A 17392-nucleotide genomic window follows, 5' to 3' on the forward strand; every position below is an offset into this window, starting at 1 on the left:
GCGGAGAACAGGGAGGAGGCCGAATGGCTGAGCTCCGTGACCGTGAGTTCACCGCGTGGATGACGGCACGCCAAGGCGTCATGTTCCGGACCGCCTACCTGGTCGCCGGCGACAGGCAGACCGCGGAGGACCTCGTCCAGACCGCTGCCGCGAAGCTCTACCTGGCGTGGGACCGCGTGAGCGCCCACGGCAACGTCGACGCCTACATGCGCCGCATCATCATCAACGAGCACAACTCGTTGTGGCGGCGCCCGTGGAAGAGACGCGAGGACGTTGCCGAAGAGCTCCCCGAGAGCTCGTACGTCGACGAACCTGCTGACCCGCTCGAGGCCGAGGAGTTGTGGCGGGCGGTGCGGGCCCTTCCCGCCCGGCAACGGGCGGTGATCGTCCTCCGCTACTACGAGGACCTCTCCGAGGCCGAGATCGCCGAGACGCTCGACATCAGCCGCGGGACCGTGAAGTCCCAGGCCAGCAAGGCCATCGGATCCCTCCGAGCACGTCTCGGCACCACCTTCCAGTTCGAGGAGAAGCGATGAGCGACAACGACAAGCTTCGTCACGAGCTGACCCGGCGTAGCGGTGTGATGGCCGATGCACAACTCGACTTCGACGCGATGCGCGACGAAGCGCGCAGCATCCGTCGCAGGCGGCGCATCGGCACCGGCATCGCGGCAGCCGCTGTTCTCGCTGTCATCGCGGTGCCGACCACGCTGGTCATCAACGAGACCCGCAACGACAGCTCGCCGGGCCCGGCCGACACCATCACGCGGACTCCCGACCAGGACCCCTCACCCCCGGCGCCCGATCGCCCGACCTCGGTTCCCGACGACAAGGAGGCCTCGGTCCAGGCGCTCGAGGACATGCCCGTCGGAGAGGCACCCACCGTCGAATACCTCCACGGCGACACGATCCACCTGCGCGACGGCAGCGAGGTGCCTGCTCCCGAGACGGCGCAGCGCATCACCGCGATCTCCGGCTACCACGGCGGTTGGCTGGTCGCCGAGGAAGGATCCGACGACGACCACGCCGACGCCACGTTCCGTCAGTACGACGCCTCGGGCTCGGAGGTCTCCACGACGCCGGGCAACCCGATGTTCGCGGTCAGCAACGACGGCACCCAGCTGGCCTGGTGGACGTGGAACTCAGACGAGGAGGTCGGTGAGCTGCACTCGGCCAGCCCGAGCGGCATGGGAGAGGGCGACGGGCCGGTGCAGGAGACCGGTGACGCCAGCTGGGTCGTCCCCATCGGCTACCTGGCTTCCGGGGAGTTGGTCTACGGAGCGACGAAGGAGGGCGGTGGCCAGGTCACCCGCGTCACCGACTTCGCCGGCAAGGTCCGCGACATCGACGGACTGGCGAGCGTGAGCTCCACCGACCAGCTGGGCAACAGGATTGCCGGCCAGACCACCCGCGGCCAGCGGGGCGACGAGCTCAGAGCCATCGTGGTCGACGGGACGACCGGTGAGGAGCTCTGGCACAAGGACGGCTGGTCCCTCGGCAGGTTCAGCCCCGACGGCGAGCACGTGATCGGCTACGAGTCGGGTCCGGATCCCATGAAGGTCGCGATCCTCGATGCCGATGACGGCACGGTGGTGACCCAGGTGGACCTGCACGGCGACCACGGTCTCGGCTACGACGAGGTGGTGTGGAACGACGACTCATCGCTGGCGATCGAGGCCTACGTCTTCGCCGGCACCGATGCCGAGCCGCACCCGGGCGCCGTACTGCTCCTCGACACCGAAGACACGCTGACCCGGGCCACGGACGTCGATGCGGGTGACGACGGCTGGGTCTTCCTGCCGACGCCCTGACCCTGCCTGCGCGACCGGGGTCGTCAGGGCTGGATCGCCCGTTCCTCACTCTCGTGCCCCGGGTCGAGGTGGCTGGCGTCGGAGAGGCGCAGTGGCGCGAAGTCGGCTCCGGACTCGGCCGACAGCACCCGCGTGGTGAGGCAGACGTGGTCTCCACCGTCGTCGAGGATCGTGACGCGCTCCAGTGCCATCCGGTTCGGGCAGGCGGTGAGCAGCGGTACACCGCCCGCGCCCGTCTCGAGGTCGAGGCCGGCGAACTTGTCGGTGTCCTCGCCCGAGAGGGTGCCGAACCGCTCAGCGAGGGCCATGTCGGCATCGGTCAGGAAGTGCACCGCGAAGTGCGTGGCACGCAGGCCGACGCGATAGGTGTGGTTGGCCTTGGACAGCCACACGCAGTAACCCGCCGGGCCGATGCTCGACTGGGTGTGGAAACCGGCCAGGCAACCCGCCTTCTCGCCGTCGAGAGCGGTGGTCACCACGATCAGGGGTGCGTCGACCGCGGCCATCAGCTGGTCGAAGGAGCGCTTGTTCATCGTGCCTGCCTCTCATAACGGAGGAAGAGGGTGTGATCCTCTGCCATCACCTGCAACAGGTCGAACCCCGCGAGCGGAGCACCGGGTGGTGCCACGCTGACCGGCAGCGGATCGCCGCCCATGAGCGGCGAGAGGGAGAGACAGAGCTCGTCGAGACGATCCGCGGCGACCAACTCGCCCAGCCACCGGGGGCCGCCCTCACAGAGCACCACGCGGTGGCCGAGATCCGCCAGCGCCTGCAGTGCCGCCGCCGGGTCGACCCGCTCCTCCCCCGCCACGACCACCGTCGCGTGCTTCTCGGCCTCAGCCCGCCGCCCGGGGTCGGCCGCCTCGCACGTGATGACGAGGGTGCGTGCGGTCGGGGGCGCAGCGGAGAACACCTTCGCCGACCAGTCGAACTCCAGGCTGCGACTCACCACCGCGACGGCTGGCACGGCTGATTGGCCCAGCTGCCGTCGGGCCTGCTGGGCTGCAGCGCTCAGCCGCACGGGGCTGTATCCCTCACGACGTACGGTCTCCGCACCGACCAGCACGATGTCGGCGATCTGGCGCATCCGGCGGAAGAGCTCCTGGTCGGGCGCGGTGGAGAGCGATCCCACCCGGCCGTCGATCGCCGCCGTCCCGTCGATCCCGGCGACCATGTGTCCCGTCACCCAGCACTCGTGCCGCGGCTGGGTCCGGTCCACCGTCAGGTACGGCGCGAGCGGGTCAGCGATCTCCGCGCCGCGCTGGAGTTGGTGCATCTCCTCACCCTATGACCGTGGTCCATGGAGCCGCGAGGTCCCTTGCGGGACGGACTGGGTCAAGACCCAGCCCGCGCCGGACTGCCCGCGGCGTCATCCCTTTGGCTGATTTCCGCCGACGTGCCGTCAGCCAAAGGCATGGAATCCGCCCATCCCCTATCCGCGACGGGGAGCCGTTGCGAAGGTGGACGCCCGCTCGTGACGAGAGCGGTCCGTCTAGCGAATCGAGCAGTCAACGATGTCCCATCCTCCGACGGCGGCACGACGTACCCGAATCATCGCCGCCATGGCTGCGGTCGGTCTGATCACCGGCCTCGGCGCCCTCACGGCACCCACTCACGCCGAGCAGCCGGCCACCCCGGACCCACTCACCATGGCGAAGTCGAGTTCCTCCAGCTCCATCTCGGCAGCGGCGACGCTGAAGTCGAACAAGGGCAAGAAGCTGCGCGTCGCGCTGTCCGCCTCGTCGGGCTCCTCCGGCGGTTTCCTGGCCGTGTCCCTGGTCGACAAGGCCGGAGAGCAGCACAGCTGGTCGTTCAAGGTCCCCAAGAAGACCCTCAAACTGAACGGCAAGGGCAAGGGCAAGCTGGTGACCAAGAAGATCAAGCCCTTCGGAAAGATCAAGATCACGATCAAACCGGCGAAGAAATGGAAGGCCACGAAGTGCAAGGGCAAGCTGATCAGCAAGAAGCGCCCACTGAAGATCACCGGACTCTTCCAGTTCGACTCGAAGTCGGCGTGGGGCAAGGTCGGCGGCAAGAAGGTCAAGTTCAAGGGCGGTCAGCTGGTCAAGTTCACCGGCAAGGACGGCAGCGCGTGCGCCAAGGGCGGTGACGGTGGCGATGGTGGCGACGGCGACAAGTGCCCCACTGCGAGCGCGAGCTGGGCGTCGTACGTCGGCGGACAGGGCATGAGCAGCCAGTGGAACATCGGTGCCAGCCAGACCACCCTGATGGCGTCACGAACGGTGAACCTGGCCAAGCCCAAGGGTGCGGTGCGGTCGGACTTCCGGTCCGCCGTGGTCCCGGTGCCGACGACCACCGCTGGCGAGAGCATCTCGATGGCGGTCAAGTCCAAGGGTGCGGTGACGGGGACGGCGACGCTGACCAGCGCCACCGGTTACGCCATTCCACGCCCGTGCGCGGGAGGAAAGTCCTACGAGGAGACCTTCTGGTACGACGTCGCCTACCAGAACGGCACCAAGCCCCTGGCGATGAAGATGTCGGCGTACGGCGCGATCAAGCTCCCGAACAGCAGCGGCACCGCGGTCATCCAGATGCGGTCCAACGCCTCCTGACCGCGCAACTCTCCGCGAGGCTGCTGAACGACTCCGTTCAGCAGCCTCGCGGTGTTTGGTTGGCGCAGCGGTCGACGCGACGGTCGGAGCGAGCCGACCTTTGCACACACTGACCAAGCCGAGGGCTTCACCCGACGAACCATACTTATGCATAGTTATGGTGATTCCGATAGCGCCCACTTGAAACATCCATAACTATGCATAACTCCTGGCGGCTTTCCAGCAGGCATCCGCGCAAGTCGCGACTGACGGTCATTGGACTCACGCATCGGAGCGAAGCCGCCCACTCCCCTTTCAACCGACCTGCTTCATACCCGCCCGGTCAGGTGCCGGCGAGCTCCAGCCGCGCGGCGTCCTCGGGGCTGACCTCGAGGGCGTCATCCCCCGGAGCGATGGTCACCGTGTGCACGATGCCGCTGTAGGGGTTGCCGTCTCCCGCGGCGTAGTCCTGGGCCACCGGCGAGCCGCGGTCGATGCCGACGTTGGTGGTCTCGTTGGTGCTGAACAGGAAGGGCACGGTCTGCTCGACGCGTCCCTTGCCGAACGGCTGCCCGTCGACGTGGAACTCGACCTCGGCGCCCAGACCGAAGCCGCCGCCGTCGTAGCGGAAGAGCAGGTCGAGGGTGTGCCGGCCAGCAGGCACCGTAGCGTCGGCAGCGACCACCGACCAGTCGATCCCACAACGGTTGTGGGCATAACGCAGCTGGCCGTCGACGAGGTGGATCGACCATCCGCCCACGGTGCCGCCTTGGGCCACGATGACGCCGTTGCTGGCGTCGGAGTCGGCCTCGAAGTCGGCAGTCACGCGGAAGGAGCGAGACGCCACCGCGGGGACGCCACGCATCGTCACGAACCGGTCGGCGGGTGTCAGCGTCACCCCGAGCTCGCTGCGCAGGTGCGGCGAGCCGGTCTCGCCCTCGGCCGGCGGACGGAACATGCGGTCGTCCAGCGGCAGTACGTCGTACCGGCGCGCCTCCTCGAGGAAGAGCTGCTGCAGCTCGGCCAGCTTCTCGGGGTGTGACTCGGCCAGGTTGCGGGCCTGCGCGAAGTCGACGTTGGTGTCATAGAGTTCCCACACGTCGTCGGCGAACGCCTTCGGGCCTTCGGTGCGCGTCATCAGCACCCACGGCAGGTGGTGTTGCGCCACCGCGGTCCAGCCCTCGTGATAGATCGCGCGGCTCCCGAAGATCTCGAAGTACTGCGTCGTGTGCTTGTCCTCCGCATCGCCGTCGGAGAGGACGTCGATGAACGACGTACCCTCCAGCGGCTGCTGGATGATCCCGTTGACCGCCTCGGGCTCGGGCAGCCCGATGGCGTCGAGCACGGTCGGGAGTACGTCGATCACGTGGGTGAACTGGTCGCGCACGGCTCCGGCGTCGGCGACGCGTTCAGGCCAGTGGATGATCGCGCCGTTGCGGGTGCCGCCGAAGTGGGAGGCGATCTGCTTGGTGTACATGAACGGGGCGTTCATCGCGACGGCCCAGCCGACGGGGTAGGCCGGGTAGGTCTCGGGGCCGCCGATCTTGTCCGCTGAGGCGACGACCCGCGCGGGATCCTCGGCCAGACCGTTGAAGGTCAGCAGCTCGTTGAGGCCGCCGGCCAAGCCGCCCTCGGCAGCCGCTCCGTTGTCGCCGAGGAGATAGATGACGAGGGTGTTGTCGAGCTCCCCGGTCTCGCGCAGGAAGTCGACCAGGCGACCGACCTGGGTGTCGGTGTGCTCGGCGAAGGAGTCGTAGGCCTCCATCAGGAGCTGCGCGGACTCCTTCTCGACCTCGCTCAGGTCGTCCCACTCGGGTACGCCGGGGGTCCACGGCGCGAGCTCGGTGTCGGCCGGGACGATGCCCAGCTCCTTCTGGCGCTCGAGGGTGAGCCGCCGCTGCTCGTTCCAGCCGTGTGCGTACTTGCCGCGGTTGCGGCCGCGCCACGACTCGGGCAGGTGGAAGGGCGCGTGGGTGGCGCCGAAGGAGAGGTAGGTGAACCACGGCTTGTCGGAGGCCCGCCGCAGGGAGGTGAGCCACTGCTTGGCCTGGTCGACCAGGTCCTCGGAGAGGTGGTAGCCCTCTGTTTCCGTGGCCGGCGGAGCGACGGGCGTGGTGCCGTCGTACAGGGTCGGAGTGAACTGACTCGACTCGCCGGCGTTGATGCCGTAGAACTTCTCGAACCCCTCCCCCGTCGGCCAGCGGTCGAACGGCCCGGCCGGGGTGATCTCCCAGTCCGGCGTCTGGTGCCACTTGCCGAAGCAGGCGGTGGCATAGCCGTTGTGCTTGAGGATCTGCGCGATCGTTGCCTGGTCCGGCCCGCGGCGGCCGTCGTACCCGGGCACGCTGGTGGCGAAGTTGACGAGGTTGCCCATCCCGACGCTGTGGTGGTTGCGGCCGGTCATGAGGGCTGCGCGCGTAGGCGAGCAGATCGCGGTGGTGTGGAAGCGGTTGAGCCGCAACCCGTCCGCCGCCAACTGCTCCGCCACCGGCATCGAGCACGGGCCACCGAAGGCCGACGATGCGCCGAAGCCCATGTCGTCGAGCATGATCAGCAAGACGTTGGGCGCACCCTCCGGCGCGGTGACCTGCTGAGGCTCGACGAACCGCTCACGTTGCTCGTGGATCGTCTCCGCCACCTCCACCCGGTGTCGCCCGTGGTGGTGCGGGAGTCTCGTGCGATCCATCGTTCCTCCTGAGGTCAGGCGTATGGCGGCCCCGCGGCTCGCCGGGGTGGCCCACTGCCTGGTGGCTGTACTTGGGTTGTTCATCCAAGTACGCCGGCAGCCCCTCGTGGCGACTTCCGCTCGCCGTGGGAGAAACGGCGTGGGCAGGAAGTTGATCCACATCGCATGCGGGCCTCAGCGGTCACGTGATCTCGATGAACGCAACGGTCGAGCTAAGATCGGCCGAGGCTTGCGTGTCAGAACGGCAACCATTCCTCTCCGTTGAGAAGCACCTGAACATTATTGTAGTTCTCAGAGATTCTTTGTTCGAACAGTGAAATCGCTTCATGCCCATGCAGAGAATCTGGCCCCTTGATCAAGCAAGTGGGCCTTCCGTCAATCCAAGAGAATCGAGTGTTAATATCATGATTAGGAAATGAGTTCTTCAGATCGTGCGTGAGTCGGTTCATGGCCTTATGGAATCGCTCTGCCTCACGTTCGGATTCAGGCAGCGTGGATGCATGCTTTTGACGCACCAATTCAAGGATTTCTTCGATCATGTCATCGGTGCTGCGCTTGGACTGGCGACTGGGTTGTTGTTGACGCGACTTCGCGAAACTCACCCTTCCCAAGAACTCCTCCCACTCAGCCGACAGGCGCCTATCAACAACCTCTGGGCTGACTCCCACTGCTGTTCCGAGAGCCTTCAGTAATTCCCCGAGGCCGTCTCGGTTGAGAACCTTTGCTTGGAACTGGGTCAGCGGCCCCGTCAACTCGGCCACTGAGTCCATGTCGACAAGCAGTGGGACGACGTGAGTCATTTCGTCCCCGCCAAATTTTTTCGACAGCGCACCCGCTTCAAAGTTGAGCCACTGACTGCTCTGGTTGTCCCGAGTCACGACAATGATGCCGAATCGAGTGTCGTCTAACTCGCTGGCGATGTTCGCTAAGCCGCGAGACCCTGCTGCGATGTCATGGTCGGACATCCAGGGCCGCACCAAATCGAAGACGGTCGGAATCAGACCGCGGAGTTCGCTTGCGACCTGCTTCGCCAAGTCACCAGACCAACTTAAGAAAACCTTGAGTTCTTTCGGATCGGACATGAATCGGAGACTACCTAGATTCCAGTCTTTCGTCCGCGAAACCCACCGATCGCGTCCGTCGATCACCTCCGATCCCGGCAAGACACCGATCCTTCGGTCGAGTGTTTAGTAGCCGCGAAGGCCAAGGCGATGCCTGGGGCCGTCTGTCCCTCGTGGCACGCCACCAGTCCTTGGCCGACGCACCGGAAACACCATCACTTCCAAGTCATCGGTTTTGATCCGGATCGTCTTTCCGCATCGTTGGGCGCGCAGCTCGCCGGCCGCGATCTTTGCGGCGGATGGTCTCGGCAGTGAGGGCTCACCCAGCGCGCGGCGCCGCAGATGCTGAGCGAGCATGGTCGGGCGACCCGGCCATGGTCGACATCTCACTCGCCCGCCCTCAGGAAGCGCGGCGCAACTCGGCGACGGTTATGTAGAGGCGGCCGTTGTCCTTGCACCGACACCACTGTGGGCCGCGCCGCAGCCTGCGCCACTCCCTCGCGCCAAGAGATCCGTCAGCGCCCGATCCCAGAAGGAGCTGACAGCCCAAGGACAGGCTCGGGTTGGCGGCGTACGCCGGTCGGCAGCGTCGCGACTTGGAGGGCCGACGGGGGCGCCGCGGTTCGCGGGGGCCGTAGCGCTAAATGTCCTCCTTCGCGACATAGACAACGCTGGCGAGAAGTCGAGGTCGACGCTGCAGCGGCTGAACATCTCGATCCAGTGCGGACGAGTCTCGTCGATGAAGTCGATGGCGCGGCGGACGACGTTCATCGCGACGTATGCCGCTTCGGCACCTGTGCTCTCGCCGGCGACGAGGTGAGCGGAGTCGACCGTCTGGCCTTGGGTGCCGCGGCGGTCGAGGCGCAGGCGAGCCGGACGTGGTCGCTGACGTAGTGATGAGGCACGGTACGCTCGCCGGCGCGGCTCATGCGCGATCTGGTGTGTCGCACGTACCGTTCCGACGGTTCGCGAGCTGCCACGCTTCCTTTGCAGACGCTAGGGCGAGGACCTGGTACCCTGGCTTGGACAACGACTCCATCCGAGCCTTGCACGAAGGATAGGTTTCCACTTATGGGTCACCCAGTGTGTCAGTGGGGTTGTGTCGAGCCCTTGGGTCAAGATGACGGCGGCACCAAGCCAACCATGAGAGGCAGCACCGTTCGTGACGCGCAATGACTTCACCTTCGTCGATCTGTTCGCGGGCATCGGCGGTATCCGCCAGGCGTTCGAAGGGGTTGACGGCCAATGCGTCATGACGTCCGAATGGGACTCCTACGCTCGTAGAACCTACGAAACGAACTTCCCCTTGGATGAGGGGTCGGATCACGTCTTCAACGGAGACATCACCCAAGTTCATGCCGCCGAGGTGCCGGACCATGACGTTCTACTCGGAGGTTTTCCGTGTCAACCATTCTCAATCGCAGGAGTGTCGAAGAAGAACGCCCTTGGTAGGGCACACGGATTCGCGGATCCAACCCAAGGCACGCTATTCTTCGACATCAAGCGCATCATTGAGGAAAAGCGTCCGAAGGCCTTCCTCCTTGAGAACGTAAAGAACCTGAAGTCGCACGACAAAGGTCGTACTTTCGAGGTGATCCGCCGCACCCTTGAAGATGACCTCGGCTACTACGTCCACACCCGCGTAATCAACGGGATCAAGTGGACACCACAGAACCGCGAACGCATCATTATCGTCGGGTTCCGTGAGTCCAACGGGTTCGAGTTCGACGATCTGCTGATTCCGAAAGCTGCGCCGAAGGTCGAAGCCATCCTTCACCGGAAGGGCGAACCGGTCGTTCCCCACGACGAGGGACGGTTCTTCAATCCCGTGACCGGCGATGTCGACCCGCGATACACCCTGACTCCACGTCTTTGGGTGTACCTACAGAACTACGCCGCAAAGCATCGCGCCGCCGGCAACGGGTTCGGCTTTGGCTTGGTACGTCCCGGGATGACCACCAGGACGCTCTCCGCGCGGTATTACAAGGATGGCTCCGAGATCTTGGTCGAGCAGCCGGGCAACAACCCTCGCCGCTTGACTCCGCGCGAGTGTGCGCGCCTCATGGGCTTCCCCGACAGCTTCGTGATCCCTGTCAGCGATACAAGGGCGTACAAGCAGTTCGGCAACAGTGTCGTGGTGCCAGCGATCCGATCCGTCGCAGACCTGATGCGGCCGCACCTTCTGGATACGAACTCGAACTCGACACGAGTGGCCTGAGCCAAACTCAAGCGGATTCCGTCGAGATCGACGGCAACGGCTGCTTCTCGGGCAAGTCAAGAATCCTGCGAAGTTCGGACGGCTCCAGCGGCGGTCGGCGTCGATGGATCATCATGTGACAGTTCGGACATAGTGGCACCAGGTCGCGAATTGGGTCAACCACATAGGTCTCGCCTTCGTACGAGGAGACCAAGACCCGGTGGTGGACATGGATATATCCGGCACCTAGATCGCCATAAGTGTCGGCGAAGCTCAGATCGCACGCCCAACAGCGTGAGCCGTAGTGCGCGATGCACTGCATCCGCGCGACCGGGTTGCGTTCGTACTTGTTGACGTCAACCCGAACCACCGCACCCTCCGACAGGTCCTCAATCATCTCGGTGGCCTGCAACTCCAAACCCGAGAGTGTTAAGGACACGGCAGCCCTACAAGCTGCTAGCGCGGCATCCCGACGTGCTTCAATCCCTCTGCCGACGGTCCGAACCACGCACTCGATCTCGAGTGTGCGGTACTCAAGGTCGGGGAGCTCCGCATTGGAGCTGAGCACCTCGTGGTCCGCGTAGACGGTGACCGTGGCCCCTGCAGACCGGACGCGTGCGAGTTGATCGATCCAGCCTCGTGGGTCAGCTGCCACGTTGGCGGCGAAGGCCCTCACCAACGGGCCGCTGAATCGTGTCGGTCGCATGGTGACCTCTACCGATCGAAAGCCGATTGCCAAGAGCAGATCAAAGCCGAGTCCTTCCTCGACTTGGGCCTGATATCCCACCCTCCATCCCGCGAATCCGTCGACCGATACCTTCGCCGCGTGGAACGGCAACCCTGTCTCGAGCGATATCTGACGGGCAGCCTCCGACGCTATCTCTTCATCGCTGACGACATCAGTCATCGTCTGGGTCCGGCAAGTCTTTCACCAGTTTCTTGAGGTTGCGGCTGACCTCAATTCGAAACTCTGCGAAGGTCTCGTGAGCATCGGTGTCGGTATTGTTCATCTCGGCTTGGGCAAGGGCATAGAAGAGATACTCGATGGCCTGCACCAAGTTCGAGTCAGCCGCGTTCGGAAGGTACGCCTTTCGATACCAAGAATGTCCCGCGTTGAGTGCCACTTGGATGCCTGCCGCGTTGGCGTACCTTGCCTCCCATAGAGCACCATCCTCCAATGTGTCATGCCTGACGACACTGAGCCCTTGCTCATCCTCATCCACGACGATCGCGACGATTCCAGTCTCTTTGCCGGCGTCGTCACGGACGGCGACCTCGCCAGCATTGTTCTTCAAGCTAATGGCGCCGCCGGGCGTCTGCTCGATTGTTGGGACCGTGAGACTGCCCTTGAGCCTATTGATCGTGCGCTCGGTCGGACGCGTTTTTTCTCCACCCTGCTTGGTCGTCGGAGTCTTGCCCTTCCTGGACAAGCGGTCCGCCTCGCGCCTCACCGGTGTCAGCAACTGTCGGAGCGCTTCAATCAGGCTCGGGTCGATGTGGACCCCGGACTTCTTGATCCCGACACCGAAGACCTCGTCCAGCTGACCGGGGAACGACAGGTCGACCCGGAGGGTGTTGAGATGCGTCTCGGTGGCGCCCGTACCGAGCCACTCGGGCCCCTCGATCATTCGGTTCTCGCGGTAGAGGTAGATGCCCTGACGATCGATGCCGATCCGAGCATCAGTGCGTGCCTCGTCGGATTGATATTCATCCTTCCTCGGAAGGATGAAGGCACGAAGCTTGACCTCGAACTCATCCGAGGATGATGCCGCCGCGTAGGCCGGGCTCATCTTCAGGGTCTTGTCGAGCGCCAGCTGCCCGCCGTTGGCGATCTGGAATGGGTCCCAAGGGCTGAGGATGTTCCCGTTGACGGCAATTGCAACATTCGGGACACGATCATCTGTGGAGTCCAAGTAGCGCTGGAAGACCATCTCCAGATGGTCGACCAAGCTCCTCTCCGTCTTCTTCAGAGCTTGGTTGCGATTCTTCGCTTCTTCGCCCGACCTGGTCTTCAACAGCTTGTCGACCTTCTGCCACATCACCACCGTTCCTGCGGAAACAGGACCGCTCGCAATGTCCGCGAGTTCTTCGGCGGCGTCCTCCCAAAGCGACTTCTCGTCGGCGTCGGCGGGCCCGATGCCTAGATTCCACTCACCAGACACCGCGAGGTCGTCGAGATCCCACACCGCAGCGTTCAGGCCTGCGGTAGCAGCGTCTCGGGACATCACCGTGAGTCGACGACAGAAACCCGTTGAGGCCGTTTTGAGCCCCAGTCCAAAGCGCCCCAAGCTGCTCCGGGTGGCCCTCTCGGGCGCGCCGTAGCGCATTGCCTCGAGGAGGCCCTCCTTGTTCATTCCGTGCCCATCGTCCGCGATGGTCAGGATGATCTCCTCGTCGGTCGTCCACCCCAAATACACGCTGACACGACTGGCATCCGCCGCAATCGAGTTGTCGATCAGGTCAGCGACTGCTGAGTTGAAGGTGTATCCGGTGTCTCGCAGGCCCTCAACCATGCGTCGCGTATCTGGCGTGACGACCACGTTCTCCCGTGTCACTTGAAGGTCCCCTTGCCTAGATGATCTCGAGCGTCCAACCGCTCTTCAATACGGTGACGGTATCTGGCTCTCCCGACAAAAGCTGCGGTTCCACAGCTAATTCGATGTCGCCGAGCGAGTTCCGCTGGAACGTGAGGCGGTCGCCAGGCTCTGCACGGAGGTCACGAAGGAGACCAGCGATCTGGGTGAGTCGATACTCCGAACGGGTGCCGATCCCCAAGTCTTTGGTGTTGTAGAAGACGAAGCGGGCTGACCAGAAGATGTCCAGTTCCGGAACCCACATCTGTACCTGCCGAGCCGGATTCTGCACGGTCTTATCCAAGGCCGGGAAGATCCCCAGGACGCGCTGATCCTTAGGAATGAGGATGCCAGACTGGTGTGTCTTGGCAGCACCGGTGTCGGTCGGACTCAGGATCTTGCCAACTTTCACGGGGTCGTCCCTTCTGTAAGGGCCGACCTGTCGGCCTGTCGGACACCTGCTTCCACGGCGTCCGCGACGTCGCGCTTGTGTTCTGCCCTGAGTACCGCGTCCTCCTCGACGGTCCCGGCGTAGTAGAACTCGTGCACGAAGACGGTGCGATGCTGACCCGTGCGATGGGCCCGGGCCGTTCCTTGATCCGTGGCCGCAGGATTCCACTCCGGGTTGAAGTGGAAGACGTGGTTGGCTGCTGTAATATTCAGGCCGACTCCGGCGGCCTTGGGGTTCATAACGAGGACTGCCGCGCCAGCGACCTGGCCGAACTGGTCGATCAGCGCTTGTCGCTCCGTTGGACTCGATCGACCGTCCACCGCAGCAACAAGGTTCACCCCGGGTATCGCTCGAATCCGCTCAACTAAGCGGTCCACGCTCAGCGTGAAGGAGGTGAATACCAATGCCTTTTCGCCACAGGAGGCCAGTTGCTCGATCAGTTCCATCAAGTGGACGAACTTCGGCTCGTTGTGAATCTCCGTTTCGGACCGCTCGGTGTCACCAAGGGCACAGAACTGTCTCTGAGCCTGCAATGCGGGCAGGCCAACCCCTAGGACGGTCGTAATCTGCTCATACCGTTGGCGCATCGCGGGCGTGAGCTCAAAGGTCACGACCTTGTCGATCCTACTCGGCAGTTGCGAACCGACCTCAGCAACTCGGCGTCGGAGGATCACCGGCGCAACCGCCCTACCGGTGCGCTCGGCCTCTGCCAGGTCACGCTCCCGCCCGACAACCGAGGCGCCGTGACAGCGAGCGACCGATGGCACCACGAACTCGACGATTGACCATATGTCAGCCAAGCCGTTCTCGACGGGCGTACCCGTGATGGCAATTCCGACCCTGCGGTTCAATCCCTTGACTGCCCTTGCGCGTTGGCTGTCGGGATTCTTGATTGCTTGCGCCTCGTCGATTATCACGATGTCCCAAGGGTGATCACCCATGAATGTCAGATCGTTCGACAGGGTCTCATATGAGGTGATCACCACGTCGTATGGCGAGAAGGAACCTGCGACGCCGACCCTGGAGCTGCCGGCATGCAGAAGCCATCGGATGTGGGGGGTGAATCGGGACAGTTCGCGCCCCCAATTCAGAAGCAGCGCGGCCGGCGCGACCACCAGTGAGATCCCCGAACTCTTCCGCTCGGCGAGAAGGGTGATCGCTTGGAGGGTCTTGCCCAAGCCCATCTCGTCGGCGATCAGAGTCCCTACGCCGTGGCCGGCCATAGACCGGATGAATGCAGACCCGGCTACTTGGTAGGGATAGAGAGTCGCGTCGACGATGGCCGCCGGCGCTACTTCGGAGGTCGCCCGCTCGGCCTCCAACGTAGGATCCAAGTGCACGTCGTCGACCAAGAGTTCGAACGCTGGGAATCCCACGATCAGTTCTTGGTACTGGCCGAGGCTCAACTTCCCGATCGTCAGCGCTGCCGCATTAAGAGCCTCGAAGGCCGAGGCCACCGCTTCCGGTTGCAGTGGATGACAGGCGGCGCCGAGTATGACGTGTTCCTGCCCTAAACGGATCTGCCGCGCCCGTGCTCCGAACTGTGCCTCCACGTTGATTGCCAAATTGTCCAAGCTGTCGCCCGTGAGGTGGATCCGGACACTCGCCGCCTTGCGAGAGGCTCGCGACAGCATGTCCGCGGGAATCTCCTCCGACGTCACGAGACGGGCGACATCTGCCCACGAAAGGTGACTCCGTTGACTGTCGGCCTCGACACGCAAGAGCTCAGATCCCAATAGTTCGAAATCCATGCTGCCGGTCCTCCTTTCCGCTGCGCGAATCGAGGCTACAGTCTTGGCGCTCAGGTCGGGCCAGTATGCGTCAAGCCGTCGAGACAGGTTGTGATGTCCGCGGCCACCCACGCGGGGTCTTGGTGCTCCCAATACCGACGGACCGTCCAACCGGCGGATTCGAGGTCCCGAGTCGACTCGAGGTCTCGAGCGCGGTTGGCGGCGATCTTCGCCAACCAGAAGCTGGTTCTGGTCTTGGGCGTCACGAAGTGCACCGGACACCCATGCCAAAAGCAGCCGTCGATGAAAACCGCCAGTCGGTGCCGCGTGAACGCGATGTCGACGGTCCGCCGTGAGCTCTCCGGGACCCGGTGGTTGACCCTGTAGCGCAGCCCCTGCCTGTGTAGGAGCGAACGCACAGCGACCTCAGGTTTAGTGTCGCGGCCCCGGGTCACCGACATCCTCCGCCGCACTGCCGGATCAACCTCGGGAACTGTCATGTTCTCATCATGCCCACTCGTGGCCGATCTTTTCTCTACAGTCCCCTAGCGCCCAACCTTGAACCAAGCCAGCGCACTGAATCGCACTGGGTTTCGTTCCGCTTGATCAGTCAGGATGGGAACGATGGCCAGGTATACGAACGAGATGCGTGAGCGGGCAGTGCGGATGGTCGCTGAGGTCCGCCCGGAGCACCCGCACGAGACGGCAGCGTTGCGGCACGTCGCGGGGTTGCTGGGGATGAACGTCGAGACCCTGCGGCTGTGGGTCCACCGTGCTGAGGTCGACGCCGGGAAGCGGCCCGGGACCACGACGGATGAGGCGGAGGAGATCAAGCGCCTCAAGCGTGAGGTAGCCGAGCTCCGCAGGGCGAACGAGATCTTGAAGTCCGCCTCAGTGTTTTTCGCCAAGGAACTCGACCGCCCCACGACGAGATGATCCGCTACATCGACGAGCACAAGGATCAGTTCGGGGTCGAGGCCATCTGCCGGGTGCTGCGTCCGGCAGTTCGTGGGTTCATCACCTCCCGTGGCTACCGGGCCGCGAAGACCAGAGCCCCGTCGGCGCGGTCGTTGAAGGACGAGTTGCTGGTGCCGGAGATCGCCCGGTTGCACGTCGAGAACTACGGCGTCTACGGGGTCCGGAAGATGCACGCCCTGATGCGACGCCAGGGCTGGGAGATCGGTCGCGATCAGACCGCTCGGCTGATGAAACTCGCCGACGTTCGTGGGGTGAAGCGGTCGAAGAAGGTGTTCACCACGAAGCCGGATCCGGCGGCGGTGAAGCCGGCCGACTTGGTCCAACGGCGCTTCCACGCGCCCGCGCCGCGGCGGCTATGGGTTGCCGACATCACCTACGTCGCGACCTGGTCGGGGTTCGCCTACGTGGCGTTCGTGACCGACGTCTACTCACGCCGGATCGTCGGGTGGAACGTCGCCGCGACGTTGAAGGCCGACATCCTCCCCTTGCAGGCGCTCGACATGGCCGCGTGGGACGCCAAGCGCGAGGGCGCGGTCGATCTGACCGGGCTGGTCCATCACGCCGACCACGGCTCGAACTACCTCTCGATCGTCTACACCGACCGAATCGGCGAACTCGGCGCGAAGCCCTCCACGGGCACCGTCGGCGACTCCTTCGATAACGCGCTGGCCGAGGCCGTCAACGGGCTCTACAAGACCGAACTCATCAGACGGCGCGGGCCGTGGCGCACGATCGAGCAGGTCGAGCTCGCGACGCTGGAGTACGTGTGGTGGTGGAACAACCAACGCCTTCACGGGGAGCTCGACATGCGCACCCCGCTCGAGGTCGAGGCCGCGTACTACGCTGCCCAAGAATCATCCCGGCCAGCACTCGCTGTCCAAGGGAACGCATAGGAACGAAACCCAGTGCGATTCACACCCCACAGATGAGATGAACCGCAGGTTGCCCTGCGGTGTACCGACAAGCTCGACAAGCGAGCTGGTGGAGCCTAGGGGGTTTCTGGGTTCAGGACATAGGCAACAGTCCAGTGGTATGTCGAAAACCAGGGGCGCCGTCTTGAAAGTCATCACCAAAGAACTGTCCGTCACCACCGCAGCAAAGAAGTATGGCTACTCCCGCCAGCACCTCCTAGCCCGATACAAAGAGGGCGGGCTCGACGCCGTCGACCCCCGCTCACGTCGGCCCCACACCACGAGCAACGCGACCAGCAGCCAGGTCCGCGACCTGATCGTCGAGCTCCGACTCCAGCTGACCAAGGACGGCCTCGATGCCGACCCCGTCACCATCGCCTAGCACCTGGCCCACCTCAACTTCGGTGTCCGGGAAAGCGGTTACAGGTCAAGACCAGCTTCCG

Annotated in this window: 15 protein-coding genes; 6 read left to right on the forward strand and 9 right to left on the reverse strand. The window is 64.2% G+C overall.

The annotated features are described in order from the left end of the window. Positions 1-23: 23 nt before the first annotated feature. Both L1066_RS07300 and L1066_RS07305 read left to right on the forward strand, forming a co-directional pair. On the forward strand, positions 24-536 hold the full coding sequence (locus tag L1066_RS07300) for a SigE family RNA polymerase sigma factor (protein WP_235735708.1): 513 nt from the start codon (positions 24-26) through the stop codon (positions 534-536). Further along, positions 533-1810 (forward strand): hypothetical protein, encoded by a 1278-nt coding sequence (locus L1066_RS07305; RefSeq protein WP_235735709.1) that lies wholly within the window; start codon positions 533-535, stop codon positions 1808-1810. The genes L1066_RS07300 and L1066_RS07305 overlap by 4 nt, the downstream gene beginning before the upstream one ends. A gap of 23 nt (positions 1811-1833) precedes the next feature. On the opposite strand, the gene L1066_RS07310 is transcribed toward L1066_RS07305, so the two are convergent. Both L1066_RS07310 and L1066_RS07315 read right to left on the reverse strand, forming a co-directional pair. Then, a complete protein-coding gene (locus tag L1066_RS07310) occupies positions 1834-2343 on the reverse strand; it encodes a flavin reductase family protein (protein ID WP_235735710.1) in 510 nt (169 codons plus the stop codon). After that, positions 2340-3086 carry a pyrimidine reductase family protein gene (locus L1066_RS07315; RefSeq protein WP_235735711.1) on the reverse strand — a complete coding sequence of 249 codons (747 nt, stop codon included), beginning with the start codon at positions 3084-3086 and terminating at the stop codon, positions 2340-2342. The genes L1066_RS07310 and L1066_RS07315 overlap by 4 nt, the downstream gene beginning before the upstream one ends. Before the next feature lie 238 nt (positions 3087-3324). Between L1066_RS07315 and L1066_RS07320 the strand changes: the two genes are divergently transcribed. Further along, positions 3325-4383 (forward strand): hypothetical protein, encoded by a 1059-nt coding sequence (locus L1066_RS07320; RefSeq protein WP_235735712.1) that lies wholly within the window; start codon positions 3325-3327, stop codon positions 4381-4383. A 322-nt stretch (positions 4384-4705) separates the two neighbouring features. Here the strand turns inward: L1066_RS07320 and L1066_RS07325 are convergent, their stop codons facing one another. Both L1066_RS07325 and L1066_RS07330 read right to left on the reverse strand, forming a co-directional pair. Beyond that, positions 4706-7048 (reverse strand): arylsulfatase, encoded by a 2343-nt coding sequence (locus L1066_RS07325; protein WP_235735713.1) that lies wholly within the window; start codon positions 7046-7048, stop codon positions 4706-4708. 236 nt (positions 7049-7284) lie between these two features. Then, positions 7285-8130, reverse strand: coding sequence for a toll/interleukin-1 receptor domain-containing protein (locus L1066_RS07330; RefSeq protein WP_235735714.1), 846 nt, complete (start codon positions 8128-8130; stop codon positions 7285-7287). A 1141-nt stretch (positions 8131-9271) separates the two neighbouring features. Here L1066_RS07330 and dcm point away from each other — a divergent pair. Further along, on the forward strand, positions 9272-10327 hold the full coding sequence (gene dcm, locus L1066_RS07335) for a DNA (cytosine-5-)-methyltransferase (RefSeq protein ID WP_312007239.1): 1056 nt from the start codon (positions 9272-9274) through the stop codon (positions 10325-10327). 7 nt (positions 10328-10334) lie between these two features. Here the strand turns inward: dcm and L1066_RS07340 are convergent, their stop codons facing one another. The 5 genes from L1066_RS07340 to L1066_RS07360 are packed head-to-tail and all read right to left on the reverse strand — an operon-like array spanning position 10335 to position 15560. After that, on the reverse strand, positions 10335-11213 hold the full coding sequence (locus tag L1066_RS07340) for an HNH endonuclease (protein WP_235735716.1): 879 nt from the start codon (positions 11211-11213) through the stop codon (positions 10335-10337). Next, entirely contained in the window at positions 11206-12861 is a 1656-nt protein-coding gene (locus L1066_RS07345; protein WP_235735717.1) for an ATP-binding protein, read from the reverse strand. The genes L1066_RS07340 and L1066_RS07345 overlap by 8 nt, the downstream gene beginning before the upstream one ends. 16 nt (positions 12862-12877) lie before the next feature. Then, a complete protein-coding gene (locus L1066_RS07350) occupies positions 12878-13291 on the reverse strand; it encodes an EcoRII N-terminal effector-binding domain-containing protein (RefSeq protein WP_235735718.1) in 414 nt (137 codons plus the stop codon). Then, the gene (locus L1066_RS07355) at positions 13288-15081 is read right to left on the reverse strand and encodes a DEAD/DEAH box helicase (protein WP_235735719.1); all 1794 of its coding nucleotides are present in this window, start codon (positions 15079-15081) and stop codon (positions 13288-13290) included. The genes L1066_RS07350 and L1066_RS07355 overlap by 4 nt, the downstream gene beginning before the upstream one ends. 50 nt (positions 15082-15131) lie before the next feature. After that, a complete protein-coding gene (locus L1066_RS07360) occupies positions 15132-15560 on the reverse strand; it encodes a very short patch repair endonuclease (RefSeq protein WP_283095315.1) in 429 nt (142 codons plus the stop codon). Positions 15561-15675: 115 nt separating this feature from the next. Here L1066_RS07360 and L1066_RS07365 point away from each other — a divergent pair. Continuing rightward, positions 15676-16931 (forward strand): IS3 family transposase gene (locus L1066_RS07365; RefSeq protein WP_235734405.1). Its coding sequence is split into 2 segments (ribosomal slippage): positions 15676-15961 and positions 15961-16931, totalling 1257 coding nucleotides; the frame shifts between segments, so codons are not numbered across the junction. A gap of 163 nt (positions 16932-17094) precedes the next feature. Next, on the forward strand, positions 17095-17331 hold the full coding sequence (locus L1066_RS07370; RefSeq protein ID WP_235735720.1) for a leucine zipper domain-containing protein: 237 nt from the start codon (positions 17095-17097) through the stop codon (positions 17329-17331). Positions 17332-17392 lie beyond the last annotated feature (61 nt).

It is taken from the genome of Nocardioides alcanivorans (assembly GCF_021555175.1).
Lineage (GTDB): Bacteria > Actinomycetota > Actinomycetes > Propionibacteriales > Nocardioidaceae > Nocardioides > Nocardioides alcanivorans.

Coding starts and splice junctions, on each gene's coding strand:
- L1066_RS07300 (WP_235735708.1), top strand. CDS start 24: ATGGCTGAGCTCCGTGACCGTGAGTTCACCGCGTGGATGACGGCACGC.
- L1066_RS07305 (WP_235735709.1), top strand. CDS start 533: ATGAGCGACAACGACAAGCTTCGTCACGAGCTGACCCGGCGTAGCGGT.
- L1066_RS07310 (WP_235735710.1), bottom strand. CDS start 2,343: ATGAACAAGCGCTCCTTCGACCAGCTGATGGCCGCGGTCGACGCACCC.
- L1066_RS07315 (WP_235735711.1), bottom strand. CDS start 3,086: ATGCACCAACTCCAGCGCGGCGCGGAGATCGCTGACCCGCTCGCGCCG.
- L1066_RS07320 (WP_235735712.1), top strand. CDS start 3,325: ATGTCCCATCCTCCGACGGCGGCACGACGTACCCGAATCATCGCCGCC.
- L1066_RS07325 (WP_235735713.1), bottom strand. CDS start 7,048: ATGGATCGCACGAGACTCCCGCACCACCACGGGCGACACCGGGTGGAG.
- L1066_RS07330 (WP_235735714.1), bottom strand. CDS start 8,130: ATGTCCGATCCGAAAGAACTCAAGGTTTTCTTAAGTTGGTCTGGTGAC.
- L1066_RS07340 (WP_235735716.1), bottom strand. CDS start 11,213: ATGACTGATGTCGTCAGCGATGAAGAGATAGCGTCGGAGGCTGCCCGT.
- L1066_RS07355 (WP_235735719.1), bottom strand. CDS start 15,081: ATGGATTTCGAACTATTGGGATCTGAGCTCTTGCGTGTCGAGGCCGAC.
- L1066_RS07360 (WP_283095315.1), bottom strand. CDS start 15,560: ATGACAGTTCCCGAGGTTGATCCGGCAGTGCGGCGGAGGATGTCGGTG.